Source organism: Saccharibacillus qingshengii, assembly GCF_013185195.1.
GTDB classification, from domain to species: Bacteria; Bacillota; Bacilli; order Paenibacillales; family Paenibacillaceae; genus Saccharibacillus; species Saccharibacillus qingshengii.
Map to the genome: position 1 here is coordinate 57,760 of NZ_JAAZWC010000023.1, position 15,563 is coordinate 73,322.

Genomic DNA, 15,563 nt, shown 5'->3' on the forward strand with positions numbered 1-15,563 from the left:
TATACGAAATGAAGTTCCTGTCGAAACGCATTATTATACTCAGTATAACATAACTTCGGTTGCTCACACTAGTATAAAACCCAGCGGGCCGTTTGCAAACCTTCCGGGCCGCCGATTTGCTGACGTACCCAAAAGACCGGGACGCTTGTTCAGCTGCCCCGGATTTTCTCCGCCATGATATCGAGTTTGCGCAGCCGATGGTTGACGCCGGATTTGCTGACGGTTCCTTTGAGCAGCTCGCCCACTTCCTTGAGATTGATCTCGGGGTGGGCTAGGCGCACTTCCGCCACTTCCCGCAGCTTGTCCGGCAGATTCTCCAACCCGATTTCTTTTTGCAGAAAACGGATATTGTCGATCTGCCGCACCGCGGCGCCGATCGTTTTGTTGAGGTTTGCCGTTTCGCAGTTTACGATCCGATTGACCGAGTTGCGCATATCGCGCATGATGCGAACGTCCTCGAATTTGAACAGAGCCTGGTGGGCTCCGATAATATTCAGCAGTTCAATGATCTTTTCGCCCTCTTTCAGGTAGAAAATGAAGCCTTTCTTCCGTTCGATACAGCGGGCGTTCAAATGGAACTCGTTCGCCAGATTGACGAGCGACTGGCAGTGTTCTTCGTACATGGAGGCGATCTCCAGATGGTAAGACGATCCTTCCGGATTGTTCACCGAACCGCCGGCCATAAAAGCACCGCGCAGGTAAGCGCGTTTGCAGCAGTTTTTCTTGACGATGTCGGGGCTGATACCGGGCAGGAATTGAAATCCTTCCGAGGTAATCTTCAGCGATCCGAGCAGTTCCTGTACACCGGCCGGAATCCGGACGATATACACATTATTTTTTTTGAGACGCATTTTCTTGCGGACGAGCAGTTCCGTATGCACACTGAAATGCTTTTTGATCAACGAATAAATGCGGCGGGCGATCGCCGCGTTTTCGGTCGAAATATCCAGAATGACTTTTTTGTTGGAGAGCTGGATCGAGCCGTTCATCCGAATCAGCGCAGACAGCTCCGCTTTTTCGCAGCAGGCTCCCGCCTCCACCATCGTCAGTTCTTTTTTGGTTTGAGCCGCGAACGACATGGGCTGTTCACCCCTTCCGTATCATCCAGTCTTCCACGAGTCGGTTAATATGTTCACTCAATTTGTCCGCGTCATGCCGCAGATAGGTACCGTATTTGACAAAAGTATCGGCAATAACGGTACAGTTGGTTCCCGCGATCTCTTCCAGATCCAGCCGGACCGGTGTCGCGCCTTCTTCCGCATAACGCAGCTGCACGTCTTCGGGAATATGCCCGCTGTTGACCAGCACATAATCGAACAGATGGCTGCCGACATGATCGTAAACGGCTTGAAGATGATCGCCCACGCTGAAACCGTCCGTTTCCCCCGGTTGGGTCATCACGTTGCAGATATACATCTTGATCGCATTGGACGCGACCACCGCTTCGGCCAACTGCGGAACCAGCAGGTTCGGCAGCAGGCTTGTATACAGGCTTCCGGGTCCGATCAGAATCGCATCGGCGCGCTGGATTGCCAGCACCGCTTCCGGCAGCGCTTCGACTTCCGCCGGCTCGAGGAAGATCCGCTTGATCTTCCCGCCGTATTCGGGAATACTCGATTCGCCGGTCACGATCGTGCCGTCTTCCATCTCCGCATGCAGAATAACGCCTTCTTTTGCCGCCGGATAGACGCGTCCGCGAACGGCGAAGACCCGCCCGAGCTCGCGCACGGCGGTCACAAAGTCCCCCGAGATGTCCGTCATCGCCGCCAGGATCAGGTTGCCGAGACTGTGTCCCGCCAGCCCATTCCCCGTCTTGAAGCGATAGCTCAGCATTTCGGACAGCAGCGGCTCCACGTCGGCCAGCGACGTGAGCACGTTGCGGATATCGCCCGGAGGCGGCATCTGCAGTTCGCTGCGCAGGATGCCGGAGCTTCCGCCGTCGTCGGCCACCGTTACGATGGCCGTAATGTCGAGCGGCTGCTCCTTCAGTCCCCGCAGCATCACGGAAAGCCCCGTTCCCCCGCCCATGACCACGATGCGCGGACGGCGGACGGGCCGCAGTGCCTGTTGTTTAATACTCATGAATGTTCACTCCTCCGTACGTCGACCGCTTCCGATATGACGTTCTTCGCGAACGGGCTTACCGCCCCGCTTCGCTTATTCAGTGGCGGTCCCGATCGGCGTCCCGGTGATTGACACGCACTTTTTCGGTTTCGCTAGCTCCCAGCATCCGGCCCAAATATTCGGAAATCGCGACCGAACGGTGTTTGCCGCCCGTACAGCCGATTCCGATAATCACCTGGCTTTTGCCTTCTTTTCGATACTGCGGGATAAGGAAATGCAGCATATCCAGCAGTTTGGTCAGAAACGTCTGGGTCTCCGGCCATTTCATGACATAGTCGTAAACGTCGCTGTTCTGACCGGTCAGCGGACGCAGATTGTCGACATAATGCGGATTCGGCAGGAAACGGACGTCGAAGATCAGATCCGCATCGATCGGTACGCCGTATTTGAAACCGAACGACGTCACGTTGACCGAGAGGCGGTTGCTTTCCATATGGGAAAATCGGGAAATGATCTTCTCTTTGAGCACCGCCGGCTTCATGTTCGTCGTATCGATAATCTGCGTCGCCGAATTCTTCAGCTCTTCCAGCATTTTGCGCTCAAGGCGTATGCCGTCGAGCGGCATGCCGTCCGGTGCGAGCGGATGGCGGCGGCGCGTTTCCTTGTAGCGCTGCACCAGTACCGCATCGGCGGCATCAAAGAACAGAATCTCGCTGTGAATCGTAAAATGGTCTTTGATGTAGGCGAGCGATTCGGACAGGGCCGCGAAAAATTCCCGGCCCCGCAGGTCGATGACCAGCGCGACCTTGGCGATTTTGCCGTTCGACTGTTCGATCAGTTCCGCAAACTTGGGGATCAGGACCGGCGGCAGATTGTCGACACAGAAGAAGCCCAGATCTTCCAGGCTCTGTACGGCGATCGTCTTGCCGGCTCCCGACATTCCCGTAATGATCATCAGCGTGGCGGACGCAGCCGCCACCTTATTGCTCGAAATCTCGGTCATGCGGGTTCCCTCCCTGGAATAGCGATCATTAACGAAGCATCAAGCCCGCTGCGCCGACCATGCCTGCATCGTTGCCAAGCATCGCCGGTACGATTTGTACGCCGCGCTGCAGCGGATCGGGCGTCAGCTGTGCAAACGTCTCGCGAATCGGGTCGAACAGAATGTCGCCCGCTTTCGATACGCCGCCGCCGATGATAAAGCTTTGCGGGTTCAGTACGGCCGCTACGGCCGCCATCGATTTGCCGAGATACAGCGCGGCGCGTTTGACGATGCGCAGCGCGACTTCGTCGCCCGCTTTGGCCGCGTCGAATACGGTCTTCGCGGTAATCTCGCTGGCGTCGGAGATAAAGGTGCGCTCTCCGCGCTCCACGGCTTCTTTCGCCATGCGAATAATGCCGGTAGCCGAAGATACGGTCTCCAGACAGCCGGTCTTGCCGCAGCCGCACTGGATCGCTTCCAGATCCGGCACGACATCGATATGGCCGATCTCGCCCGCCATGCCGGCGGAGCCTTGATAGATGCGGCCGTTGATGATGATTCCGCCGCCTACGCCGGTTCCCAGCGTATAGCATACACAGTTCTCGATACCCGCTCCGGCACCGCTCCAGGCTTCGCCGAGAGCCGCGACGTTGGCATCGTTGTCGATCTTGACGGGCTTGCCCAGCCGCTCCTCGAGAATGGCGCGGATTGGAACGTCTTTAAAGCCTATGTTCGGCGCCATGACGATGATCCCGTCACGCACATTGGTGAATCCGGCAACTCCGGCGCCGACCCCGGCCAGTTGTTCCCAGGAATACGGTGATTCTTCAACGACGCGGCGAACGTAGGCCGCCATATTGGAGATTACCGTTTCCGGACCTTCGGATACTCCCGTTGGCCCTTCGTAAGTATGCAGCAGGACGCCGCTCTCGCTGCACAGACCGACCTTGATCGTGGTGCCGCCCAGATCCATCCCGACGTAGACATTTTCAGACATGATACAAGCCACCTTTTTTCTTCAATATAGAGAATATGGGAACCGATCAGACCGTTTGCTTGGACCCGGCCGCTTCGGAACTGCAGCCCGCCCGGGAAAACGCTACAATCCGTTTCCTTCGTCTCCCACTATAAGCGAACGCCCGGTTTCGGTCAAGCGAGTGGGCCGCGGCGCAAAGCCTCGCCCCGCAAGGGTCGAAAGCCTTCTCCCCAATGCCGCCCGCCCGCTTTTGCCCGTTCGCCTGCCGGGGCGGCGGGCAGCGGAACACCCGGGGGCGTTGAAACCCTTGCGGGGCGGGCGGTTGCGCGCTTTTCCCCGATTGTATAGAGCAAAAACCCTTTGTTCGCCGGCGGCGAACAAAGGGTTGAAAACAAAAGGTGAGAAGAAGCGGCCGGGATCTCGATCACACTTCCGACAAGATGCGTTTTTGTCCGTCCAATTCGCGAATCGGCGCTACATTTTGGGTAAATTCGAGAGTCCCGAGATAGGTTCCCGCTGCATCCCGAATCGCAAAGTAGCGGATATAGACGAACTTGTCCTTGAACGGAATCCAGAAATCTTCATGGTCTTTGCGGCCCGCTTTGAAATCGTTCAGCAGTTCTTCGACCACATGCACGCTTTGCGGCGGATGGCAGTTCTGTACGGAGCGCCCGATGACCGCTTTGGTACGCGCGAAGATCCGTTCTTTGCCGTGCGAGAAATACCGCACGATATCGTTCTCGTCGATAAAGGTCAGATCGACAGGCAGATGATTCATGATCAGTTCCATCTGCTGGACGGAGAGAATCCCCGTATCGAAGCGGATATAACCGTCGGACACCGGCGCGGAGTCCGCCGCACCCGCCTGCGGATGTACCGGACGGCCTTCTGCCGCAGCATCCATCGCGGCGGCCTGCCGGGCCAGATCGGCCGCCTGCTCGGCCATTTTCGCGGCCTGCATCGCCATGGCCGAGGCCTGAGCGGCCAGATCGGCGGCCGAAACGGACGGCTTCGTTTCTGCGGTCGGAAGCTGGGCCTGTTCCCGTTCCTGCCGAAGCATGTCCGCGACCCACTGCGGCATTCCGGCCGGTCTGCCGGTAGTATCGGCTCCGCCTTCCGCCTTGAACGCCGGCACCGCCTCTTCTCCGCCCGGTCTACCCGCTTCTACGGCAGGCCTTTCAGGACGGGTAGGCCCGGCTCCGCCTTCCGCCTCCTTCGCCTTGTCTCCGGGCGCCGAAGCACGGGCGGGAATCCAGCGGCTTGTGCCCGGAATCAGGCAGTACCCGATTTCTTCGGTTTCTTCCGCGATTTTCACCCATTCGTCTTCGGTCAGCTTTTTCAAAGCCATCGGCAGCAGGATATTTTCTTCCTTGAAGATCATTTCTTCGACTTCGCGCACCGCGTTTTCGATTCGCTCCTGCACCTGCACGCGATCGCCTGCGTATTCGGCCAGCATCTTTTTTGCCGCTTTGATCTCCGCCCGGATTCCGTCATCCACGCCCCACATGACCTGGGTAGGACCGTAAATGCCGTAGCGTTCGAGATAAGGAAACAGCAGATTTTCTTTACGCGAGTAATGTTTGTCCACATCGAGGAGCAGATTGAGATCTTCCAGCAGTTTGTAGCGGTTGGCATCGGAATCGTCCTTGACGAATTTCTCCAGATGCAGGGCAATCGAGAAACCGGTCAAGCGCTCGAGCTCCCGGTTTTCCAGCTTGAACGTATGCACCGGGTGTCCGGGCTGCGCTTCGGGCGCCGAAGGAGCGGCACCGTGAATATCCGAGATCGAACCTTCGAAGATCGAAGCGTGAACGGAACACAGACGCTGGACTTCGGAGACGGGAATGCCTTCTTCGCGCATCAGCGAATCTTCGAGCAGCGAGATTTCTTCCACCTCGACGCTGCCTACCGCTTCCCGGAACCGTTCTTTGACCTGTGCCGGATCGACTCCTTCATGCAGCTGCTTGATGATCGCCTTCAACTCTTCCCGCCGCCGCAGCTGCTGTTCGTCCATATTTTTCGCCGCGTGTTCGCGGTTGTTGATCAATTCGCTCATGGCTCTCGCTCCTCCTTGAATGGTCGTGCCCGTTGGGTCCGCGTGCCGCATGTTCGTACCTAATTTATCCTTCCACTTCGTAGCCGTGCGCTTCGAAAGCCTGCCGCAGAACGGCGGGGTCGACACGCTTCATCTTCGCTCCTTTGAGAGGGGTCATGAACCGGCCCATCGTATCCAGCATCCCCGGTTCCGCAATCCGCCGAAAACCAAGCCCCATCATGATCGTCGCGATCCCCGGCTCCTCGTTGACCAGCTCGTACAAACTCCGGTTCAAATCGATCTTCTTGCCCATGTTACGCCCCTCTCCGGCAGCGAACGCTGCGTCTGTGCGCGGCCCGCCTGCTCTTTCAAATTTTTATGAAAACAATTCTCAATCAAAATGTAGCACGCGTTTTCGATTGGACTTGTGATTCTACGCACAAACTCTCGATTGATAAAAAAAAGAGCCCCGCCTTGCGCAGCGGATGCTCTTTGGGAAATGGATCTGTCCGTTTTCTTGGCGCGTCTGCCTTGTTTTCCCGGGCTTTGTTTATCAGGATTCCTCGTGCCGACTGCCCGCCGCTTCGTCTTCTCCGTCCAGCAGTTGGCTCAACATCCGCTCCCGGTGGTTCAGAAATTCGCGGGTGACGATATAATGCTCCGTTTCTTCCGCCCTGCACGCTTGGATCCCGGCTGCCGTGAGATTGTACAGCCGGCTGTCCGGATAAGACATCAGCAGCGGCGAGTGCGTCGAAATGATAAACTGTGCGCCGCTTCGGGTCAGCTCATGGATACGGGTCAGCATCGCCAGCTGGCGTACGGGAGACAGCGCCGCTTCCGGCTCATCGAGAATGTACAGACCGTTCGGCCCGAACCGGTGCATAAACGTGGCAAAAAAAGCTTCGCCGTGCGACTGCTCGTGCAGCGAACGTCCGCCGTAGCTGTCGATGATTCGTCCTCCGCGGGGTTCTTTGTCCAGCTCGTCGATCGTCGTCGCCACATTGTAATAACTCTCCGCCCGGAAAAAGAATCCGTCTTTCGGCCGCACCGTTCCCCGGATCAGACGGATATGCCGGTGCAGCGGTGAATGGGTCTCGGCGGTCGCGAAGTTGAAATTCAGTGTCCCGCCTTCCGGATTGAACCCCCACGCGGCCGCGATCGCTTCGAGCAGCGTCGACTTGCCGACTCCGTTCTCGCCGACGATATAGGTTACCCGCTCATGAAAATCAAGACTTTCCAGCTCGCGGACCGCGGGCAGACTGAACGGATAGCCGCCGGGCAGCGGGGACTGCCCTTCCTCCAGTTCGACTCTCCGCAGATAGCGCCGGTCCATTCCGTCTTGTCGTACATTCGGCATATCCAATCCTCCTCCGAAATTGCAAACCTGTAGGTTCCCGCCAAAAAAGAACGCGCAGACGAGAAAGTCCGTTACGGATTTTCGTCTGCGCGTTGGGTTGGGATTCTAGGACGGGAAGGCTTCCTTCCCGCGAAAATTTAGCGGTCGAGCGACTCGCTCCAGTCGTGTACGACGCTGCCTTCGAGATACTTCTCGCAGTCCATCGCCGCCATGCAGCCGCTGCCCGCAGCCGTGATCGCCTGACGGTATTTGGTGTCCTGCACGTCGCCGCAGGCGAATACGCCCGGAATGTTGGTCTCGGTGGTGCCCGGCTTGACGACCGCATAGCCGTGGCCGTCCAGATCGAGCTTGCCCTGCAGGAACGTCGTGTTCGGCGTGTGGCCGATCGCCACGAATACGCCGTCCGCTTCGAGCAGCTCTTCCTGGCCGGTCTCGTTGTTGAGTACTTTCAGCCCTTTGAGGCCCGTATCGCCGGCTACGACTTCAAGCGGCTGGCGGTTGAGCGCCCACGAGACTTTCTCGTTCTCGCGCGCGCGATCCTGCATGATCTTCGAGGCGCGCAGCTCTTCGCGGCGGTTGACGACCGTTACTTCGGTCGCGAAGCGCGTCAGGAAGCTGGCTTCTTCCATCGCGGAATCGCCGCCGCCGATGACGATCAGCTTTTTGCCGCGGAAAAAGAATCCGTCGCAGGTTGCGCAGGTGCTGACGCCGCGTCCGATATTTTCCTGCTCGCCCGGAATACCGAGGTAGCGGGCCGAAGCTCCGGTGGAGATAATAACCGAATCCGCTTCGATCGGCTCGGCGCCTTCAACGGTAATCTTGAAAGGACGCTGGGAGAAATCGACGGCGTCGACCCAGCCGTTCATGAATTCGGCGCCAAAACGCTCCGCCTGCTGACGCATATTGTCCATCAATTCCGGTCCCATGATTCCGTTGGGGAAACCCGGGAAGTTCTCGATATCAGTGGTCGTGGTCAGCTGGCCGCCCGGTTGAAGACCTTCGATTACGAGAGGTTTCAGGTTGGCTCGGGCCAGGTAAATGGCGGCGGTCAGGCCGGACGGGCCTGTTCCGATGACTACGGTTTTGTGTTTCTGCATGTGGGCATCCTCCTTGGGGTTCGTGTATATCCTGCTATCTGGGTCAAGACACTAGAGTCCTTTTCGATGATTTCTTCCGTGTACGGTCATCCGTTCCTTGATGCTGCAGACCTGATCCATCCGCTTGACGTAACGGCCTACGGTCGAAGCGGACACGCCGTAGCGGCGGCCCACTTCTTCGTAAGTCGAAGTTCCGTGACGAAGCTTGTCGGTCAAATAATCCAGCGCGGCGGCCCAGCCCTCGACGTAGGAGAGGACGGGAACATCCGGGTACAAGCGGCGCAGGAAATCGGTCCACAGCGCTTCGAGATCGCGCCGCATACTGAAGTCTCCCGGCGTGCAGGAAGCCCGAATCGAAGCATCCAGCACATCCTGCCAGCGCTTCTCCCAGACGGGAAGTTCCGCCGGTTCGCGGGAGAAGTTCGCCGCGCGCTCTTCTTCCTGCGCCGGCTCGAACTCTTCCGACCCGCTCTCGCCCAGGGCCGTGCGGGCCAGCTCGCGCAGAGAAGCCGATTCCTGTTCATTGTCCGCCAGTTCGCGCAGAACCGCCGTCATCTCCTCGTCCGCCAGAGGACGACAGGCCTGGAGGGCATGACGCTTGTCTTCTTCGCTGCCGGAGCGAAGGGTGCGGATCAGAGCGGCGCGAATCGCCGGCGAATCTTCCGGCAGCCGCTCTTCCCAGCGCCGCCACAATTCCGAACGGCGTACGGTTTCCAAGCGGTAATGGTAGCTGACCGGTTCATTGATCCCCGTGCTGCGCCACTCCGGCAGCCGGCTCAGGTAATAAGCCGCCGCTTCGGCGTCGGGATCGAGCTTCACCGCCGCTTTCCACAATTTCTCCGCGGCATCCGGTCTTGCACTGAGCAGAGCGGCTACGGCGCAGTAATGATGAAGCGAAGCGTCGCCGGACGCTTCTTCGGATGTCAGCAGCCGGCGGAAATGCCGATAGGCCGCTTCGTGCTCGCCCAGAATGCCGAGAGTCGTCGCCAGCTTGAAAGCATGTTCGCGGTGCAGCGGAACGACCGCCGCCAAACGCCGTGCGAGCTGCGAAGCTTCTTCCGCTCCAACCGGCCCGGAGTGCCGGCGGAAGATCGCCAGGTTGCACAGGCCGTGCAGATTGCCTTCATCGCGCTTCAATACGTCTTCCACCGTCTTGAGAGCTTTGTCGGTCAGCCCCATATAATAATAGGCGAGCGCCAGATTGTTCGAAGCCGCCGCGAATTCCGGATACTCTTCAAGCAGTTCTTCCAGCAGATCCGCCGCTTCGGAGAACATGCCTTCTTCCAGCATCGTCCGAGCCCGGTCGTGCCGATCCGAACCCCGGCGCGCCAAGACGGTATGATCGCGGATCTTGCGCTTCAACTCGACCTGCAGCAGATCGATCATCTCTTCCGCCTCATGGAGAAACTGTCCGGCCGCATCTTCTTCAAGATACTTCACCAGCGCTTCTTCGGCTTCTTCGAACCGTTCCATATTGGCGAAGTTGTTGGCCATATAAAAGCGGCATTCCGTCATCGAAGGGTCGACCTGTTCGAGCACATGCAGCAGCACGGCGTTCGATTCTTCATAGTCGCCCATCTCTGATAATATACCCGCCATATTGCAATGATTCACCGGATTATCCGGTTTGAGTTCAACGGATTTGCGAAAATATTTCAACGCCTTGTCATATTGGTAGCGATCCAGCGCGCGGACGGCTCTTTCGAAAAAAAAGCTTTCGTCCATCGATAAAGAAACCACATTGGTCCGCGGCTTCTCTTCACGCCGATAGTTCCCGTTCACCTGAGCAAGGCCCCCTTTGTTAACTGCTTAAAATCGAATAGCGAAATCAGTATACCATAATTACCCGGTCCCTCCCAACAAAAGGGCCGCCGTGTCGGGACCTTCGCCGGATACCCGACTCCGAAAAACCATCGATTAAATGCCGGAGTCGCTGAACAGCGTCGCAAGCGAGCCGCCTTCCAGGATGATATGAATAGCCCGGGCCAGCATCGGAGCGACCGGAAGCACCGTAAATCGTTCCGAATGTTCTTCGGGCAGCGCGATCGAATCGGTGATGATGACTTCCTGAATACTCGGATGATCCAGCCGCTGCAGCGCTCCGTCGGAAAATACGGCGTGCGTAGCGCAGACGATCGGGTCTTTGGCATTGCGTTCTTTGAGTCCTTCGACGACCTTGAGAATCGTAGAACCGGTATCGATCAGATCTTCCATAATGATCGGAGTCCGCCCTTCGACGTCGCCAATTACATGGGTAATCATCGCTTCGTTATGAGCCGGACGCTTTTTGAGCATGATCGCGACCGGAGAATCGAGGCGGTTTGCCAATTTCTCGGCAAGCTTCGCCCGTCCCGCATCCGGGGAAACGACTACCGGATCGGTAATATTCTTGCTGCGCAGGTAATCGGCAATCAGATCCAACGTAGTCAGATGATCGACCGGAATATTGAAGAACCCTTGAATGGCGGCGGCATGCAGTTCGATCGTCACGACGCGGGTCGCACCTGTCGTTGTGAGCACATCCGCTACCATCTTGGCCGAGATCGGCTCGCGCGGAGCGGCTTTGCGCTCCTGCCGGGCATATCCGTAATAAGGAATGACGACATTTACCGTACGTGCCGAAGCCCGCTTGGCCGCGTCGATCATCACCAGCAGTTCAACGAAATGTTCGTTGATCGGGTGGGACAGCGACTGAACCAGAAAAACATCCAGGTTGCGGATACTTTCCTCGTAATGAACATAACTCTCGCCGCTTTTGAACTTGGTCAGTTTGACTTTGCCGGGCGTAACGCCCAGATCTTCGCAGATCCGGTCCACCAGACCCGGATTGGAAGATCCTGAAAATACACGCATCCTGTGCTGCATGGCACCCTCCCGCATCTTTTTGATTAAACCGCGACGCAGACAGCGGCGCGGCGAATTGAACCCATTTGTTCTTTTCACCTTAACCTGCCTTGATTATACCCCAATCGAAGGAGAGGCAAAAGCAAAGAGACGCCGAAACCGGCGTCTCCCCCGTTTTATTCCGTTAAAGCGATCATCGTCCGCGCCCGGCGATCGAATGTCGCCACTTGGCGTACACCGAGCGCAAGCAGCTGCGCACGGGCTTTATCCAGGTTCTCGGACAGCTTCGCCGGATCGTGCGCATCGGATCCGAGCGTCAGCGGAATGCCGAGCGCAAGTGCGCGCCGAAGCAGATTTTCCGACGGGAACATTTCCGCGCACGGCTTGGTCAGTCCCGAAGCGTTGAGCTCCATCACGATGTCGCTGGCCGCGATGCGGCTCAGCGCGGCGTTCTCCAGCGCTTCTTGCTCCGCGGACTGCTCCGGAGCGGGTCCGTACCCGAACCGCTTGATGACATCGAAATGACCGACGATATCGTAGAATCCGGTCTCCACCGCACGGCCGACCGCCTCGTAATACGTGCGGTAGACGTCAAGCGGTTCCCGTCCTTCCCATCCGGCCGTCTGCCGGAAATCGGTCACATCCCATTCGCCGAGAAAATGGACGGATCCGATAACGTAATCCCACGGGTAAGCATCGACGATTCGCTTAATCTCGTCTTCGTATCCTTCGATATAATCGCCTTCGAGTCCCAGCTTGATGTCGATTTGGTCCCGGTATTTTTGCTTCAAAGCCAGAACTTCCTCGACGTAACGCGGCAGCTCGTCCATCGGCATCGCCATTTCCGGATAATACTTTGCCGGATCGACATGGATCAGCGGCATATGGTCCGACAAGCCGAGCTGTCCCAAGCCAAGCTCGATGCCGCGCTGCACGTACTGCTCCAGCTTGCCGACGGCATGACCGCAGCGTTCGTGATGCGTATGGTAATCGATCCGCATAAGATTCTCTCCTCTCGCTTGTCCAATAGAAAAGGCGGACCGTCCCGGCTGCCCTGCCGGTTGTCCGCCGCTTTGATCTGCCGCTCTGCCCAGATGCGGGCCTCCGTCCTGCTTCGAACGAACCCCCGTCGACCAGGCCCCGGGCCAGCAGGTCGGCCGGATCGATCGGGTCCACCCGGTCCGATCCTGGGCGTCCGGCCAGCTGAATCCGGTCAGTCCCGGCGCGGGCGTTCGTGCCGGCGTGCCAGCTCGTCCATGATCTCGTCCAGCGGCAGCTTGCGCTCCTGCAGCAGCACGAGCAGATGATAGATCAGATCGCTCACTTCGAGGCGGAGTTCGGCGTTGTCGCCGTTCTTGGCCGCGATGATCGACTCCGCCGTTTCTTCGCCGACTTTTTTGAGAATCTTGTCGATCCCTTTTTCGAACAAATAAGTCGTATACGCGCCTTCCGGCCGTTCGCGGTCGCGCTCGGCGATGATGCCTTCCAGCTCGCCCAGCACGTCGAAACGCCCGGCCGATCCTTGTGCTCCGGCAGGAGCCGCCGATGTCTGCGCGAATTCCGGCTCCGAACCGAGCACGCGCTCGCTTTCCGCTCCGGCTCCGATCGCGTCAACTCCGACCGCTTCGGCCGCTGCGCCTGCAAGTTCGGCTTTGTTGAAGAAGCAGCTCACCCGTCCCGTGTGGCAGGCCGGCCCGGCCGGCAGAACGCCAACCAACAGCGCGTCGCCGTCACAATCGTAGCTCAGCGAGACGATCCGCTGCACGTTGCCGGATGTCGCGCCTTTGTGCCAGAATTCCTGCCGCGAACGGCTCCAGAACCACGTCTCGCCCGATTCGATCGAGCGGCGCAGCGATTCTTCGTTCATGTAGGCGAGCGTCAGCACTTCCTTGCTCTGCGCGTCCTGCACGATTGCCGGAGCCAGTCCCTGCGCGTCCCATTTGACCTGTCCCGCAAACTGCTCGGGCGGGACGGTCACATCGTTTTGTCTATTCATCTGATTTCGACTCCTTTTTGCTTCAATTGATTCTTCAAGTCCGGAATCGCGATTTCTTTGTAATGGAAAATGGTCGCCGCAAGCCCCGCATCCGCCGTGCCTTCCGTGAACACGTCGTAGAAATGCTCCGAAGTGCCCGCTCCGCCCGAAGCGATGACCGGCACCGACACTTCGCGGCAGACCGCGCGCGTAAGCTTGAGGTCGAAGCCGTCTTTGGTGCCGTCCGCATCCATGCTCGTCAGCAGGATTTCGCCCGCTCCGAGCGATTCGGCGCGCCGCACCCATTCCAGCGCGCGAATGCCGGTCGGTTTGCGCCCGCCGTGCGTGTACACTTCCCATTCTTCCCACTCCGCATTGTACTTGGCGTCCACCGCCAGCACGATGCACTGCGAACCGAAACGGCGCGCGCCTTCGGCAATCAGCTCGGGACGCAGGACCGCCGCCGTGTTGACCGCCGTTTTGTCGGCGCCCGCGCGCAGGATCCGCTTCATGTCGTCCACCTGCGAGATGCCGCCTCCGACCGTGAACGGGATCGTGATCTCTCCCGCCGTCTGGCGCACCACCTCGACCATCGTGGCCCGTCCTTCGACCGACGCCGAAATATCGAGGAAGACGAGTTCGTCCGCGCCTTCCCGGTCATAGACCGAAGCCAGTTCGACCGGATCGCCGGCATCGCGCAGATTGACGAAATTGACTCCTTTGACTACGCGTCCGTCCTTGACGTCCAGACACGGAATAATTCGTTTCGCGAGCATACGGCTCCTCCTTTCGACTCCAGTTTTTTTAAAATTCCGATCTGCTTAACGTCCGACCGCCTGCAGCGCCGCCGCCAGGTCGATACTGCCCGTATACAGCGCTTTGCCGACGATTGCTCCGCCGATACCGTCCGCCGCATGAGCCGCGAGGCGCTCCAGATCGGCCTGCACGCTTACTCCGCCCGAGGCGATCACCGTTTTGCCCGAAGCTTTGGCCAGGCTCAGAATCGCTTCCACGTTGGGTCCCTGCATCATGCCGTCGCGCGAAATATCGGTGAAGATGAATGTCTCCGCGCCTTTGGCCGCCAGTTCCTTCGCCAAATCTTCCGCACGCACTTCCGACGTTTCCAGCCAGCCTCTCGTCGCCACGAAGCCGTTTCTCGCGTCGATTCCGATCGCAGCGCGGTCTCCGTATTCGGCCAGCACTTTTTCCGTGAAGACTTTGTCTTCGATCGCCGCCGTGCCCAGGATGACCCGGCTCACGCCGAGCGACAGCAGCAGACGCACATCTTCGAACGTGCGCAGGCCGCCGCCGATCTGAACAGGCACGTTCAGCGCCGACGCGATGCTGCCGATCAGTTCATGGTTGACCGGACGACCCGCTTTGGCTCCGTCGAGATCGACCAGGTGGACGTACTGCCCGCCGAGACTTTCCCACTGCTTCGCCGCATCCAGCGGGCTTTCGTTGAATACCGTCTCCTGGTCGTAATCGCCCTGCAGCAGCCGCACGCATTTGCCGCCGCGAATATCGATTGCCGGATAAATCGTAAATGCCGTCATCGTCAGCTCTCCTTTTTCCTTCATATGCTTGTCAAAAAAGCTCGTCCGGTCAGATCTTTGCCGATCCCTCGGACAGCTTCAGGAAATTCCGCAGCAGGTTCATGCCCAGTTCCCCGCTTTTTTCCGGGTGGAACTGCATGCCGTAGACGTGATCCCGGCCCACGATCGCCGTAACCGGCAGCCCGTAGTCCGCCGACGCGATCAGATCGCTCGGCTCGCCCAGTTCCACATGGTACGAATGGACGAAGTAGACATGCCCTTCTTCCAGTCCGCCGAGCAGCGGTTCCCCGCTTCGCGTGAAGTCCAGCCGATTCCAGCCCATATGCGGCACTTTGAACTCTCCGCTTGGGAAGCGCACCGCGCGTCCCTGCAGCAGCCCGAGGCCTTCGTGGTCGCCGTGTTCCGCGCTTCCGTCGAACAGAAGCTGCATGCCGAGGCAGATGCCGAGCAGCGGACGGCCTTCGCCCGCGGCGCGGCGCATGACGAGGTCAAGGCCGGTGTCGCGCAGATGGCTCATGGCGTCGCCGAACGCGCCCACTCCGGGCAGCAGCACGCTGGAAGCGCGCATGATCTCGACTTCGTCGCCGGTAATCAGGTACTCGTATCCGAGCCGCTCCACCGCTTTGCTGACGCTGTGCAGATTGCCCATGCCGTAGTCGACGATCGCGACGGTCATG

General features: G+C 58.7%; 15 protein-coding genes. All 15 read right to left on the reverse strand.

Features of this window, described 5'->3' with window-relative positions:
- Window positions 1–149: 149 nt before the first annotated feature.
- The 15 genes from whiA to hisH all read right to left on the reverse strand — a co-directional run bounded on the left by whiA (window position 150) and on the right by hisH (window position 15,562).
- Window positions 150–1,079: a DNA-binding protein WhiA gene (whiA, locus tag HRQ60_RS17715; RefSeq protein ID WP_172198145.1), complete on the reverse strand. Its 930-nt coding sequence runs from the start codon at window positions 1,077–1,079 to the stop codon at window positions 150–152.
- A gap of 7 nt (window positions 1,080–1,086) precedes the next feature.
- Complete coding sequence (locus tag HRQ60_RS17720; protein ID WP_172198147.1) at window positions 1,087–2,082, reverse strand: gluconeogenesis factor YvcK family protein; 996 nt, start codon at window positions 2,080–2,082, stop codon at window positions 1,087–1,089.
- Window positions 2,083–2,161: 79 nt separating this feature from the next.
- The gene (rapZ, locus tag HRQ60_RS17725) at window positions 2,162–3,067 is read right to left on the reverse strand and encodes an RNase adapter RapZ (RefSeq protein WP_172198150.1); all 906 of its coding nucleotides are present in this window, start codon (window positions 3,065–3,067) and stop codon (window positions 2,162–2,164) included.
- 28 nt (window positions 3,068–3,095) lie between these two features.
- Complete coding sequence (locus tag HRQ60_RS17730) at window positions 3,096–4,043, reverse strand: ROK family glucokinase (protein ID WP_172198153.1); 948 nt, start codon at window positions 4,041–4,043, stop codon at window positions 3,096–3,098.
- A 403-nt stretch (window positions 4,044–4,446) separates the two neighbouring features.
- Window positions 4,447–6,078 carry a DUF438 domain-containing protein gene (locus HRQ60_RS23760; protein ID WP_246281388.1) on the reverse strand — a complete coding sequence of 544 codons (1,632 nt, stop codon included), beginning with the start codon at window positions 6,076–6,078 and terminating at the stop codon, window positions 4,447–4,449.
- Window positions 6,079–6,142: 64 nt separating this feature from the next.
- Entirely contained in the window at window positions 6,143–6,370 is a 228-nt protein-coding gene (locus HRQ60_RS17745; RefSeq protein WP_172198156.1) for a DUF1858 domain-containing protein, read from the reverse strand.
- A gap of 240 nt (window positions 6,371–6,610) precedes the next feature.
- Entirely contained in the window at window positions 6,611–7,414 is an 804-nt protein-coding gene (locus HRQ60_RS17750; RefSeq protein WP_246281389.1) for an AAA family ATPase, read from the reverse strand.
- Between the two features lie 137 nt (window positions 7,415–7,551).
- Window positions 7,552–8,511: a thioredoxin-disulfide reductase gene (trxB, locus tag HRQ60_RS17755; protein ID WP_172198159.1), complete on the reverse strand. Its 960-nt coding sequence runs from the start codon at window positions 8,509–8,511 to the stop codon at window positions 7,552–7,554.
- Between the two features lie 51 nt (window positions 8,512–8,562).
- Window positions 8,563–10,293, reverse strand: a complete 1,731-nt coding sequence (locus HRQ60_RS17760) for a tetratricopeptide repeat protein (protein ID WP_172198162.1) — start codon at window positions 10,291–10,293, stop codon at window positions 8,563–8,565.
- 135 nt (window positions 10,294–10,428) lie between these two features.
- A complete protein-coding gene (locus HRQ60_RS17765; RefSeq protein WP_172198164.1) occupies window positions 10,429–11,376 on the reverse strand; it encodes a ribose-phosphate diphosphokinase in 948 nt (315 codons plus the stop codon).
- A 155-nt stretch (window positions 11,377–11,531) separates the two neighbouring features.
- Entirely contained in the window at window positions 11,532–12,356 is an 825-nt protein-coding gene (gene hisJ, locus HRQ60_RS17770) for a histidinol-phosphatase HisJ (RefSeq protein ID WP_172198167.1), read from the reverse strand.
- Window positions 12,357–12,568: 212 nt separating this feature from the next.
- Complete coding sequence (gene hisIE, locus HRQ60_RS17775; RefSeq protein ID WP_172198170.1) at window positions 12,569–13,351, reverse strand: bifunctional phosphoribosyl-AMP cyclohydrolase/phosphoribosyl-ATP diphosphatase HisIE; 783 nt, start codon at window positions 13,349–13,351, stop codon at window positions 12,569–12,571.
- Window positions 13,348–14,106: an imidazole glycerol phosphate synthase subunit HisF gene (gene hisF, locus HRQ60_RS17780; RefSeq protein WP_141447917.1), complete on the reverse strand. Its 759-nt coding sequence runs from the start codon at window positions 14,104–14,106 to the stop codon at window positions 13,348–13,350. Before hisF ends, hisIE begins: the two co-directional genes overlap by 4 nt.
- 45 nt (window positions 14,107–14,151) lie before the next feature.
- Window positions 14,152–14,886 (reverse strand): 1-(5-phosphoribosyl)-5-[(5-phosphoribosylamino)methylideneamino]imidazole-4-carboxamide isomerase, encoded by a 735-nt coding sequence (gene hisA, locus HRQ60_RS17785; RefSeq protein ID WP_172198173.1) that lies wholly within the window; start codon window positions 14,884–14,886, stop codon window positions 14,152–14,154.
- 49 nt (window positions 14,887–14,935) lie between these two features.
- Window positions 14,936–15,562 carry an imidazole glycerol phosphate synthase subunit HisH gene (hisH, locus tag HRQ60_RS17790; RefSeq protein ID WP_172198176.1) on the reverse strand — a complete coding sequence of 209 codons (627 nt, stop codon included), beginning with the start codon at window positions 15,560–15,562 and terminating at the stop codon, window positions 14,936–14,938.
- Window position 15,563: the final 1 nt, after the last annotated feature.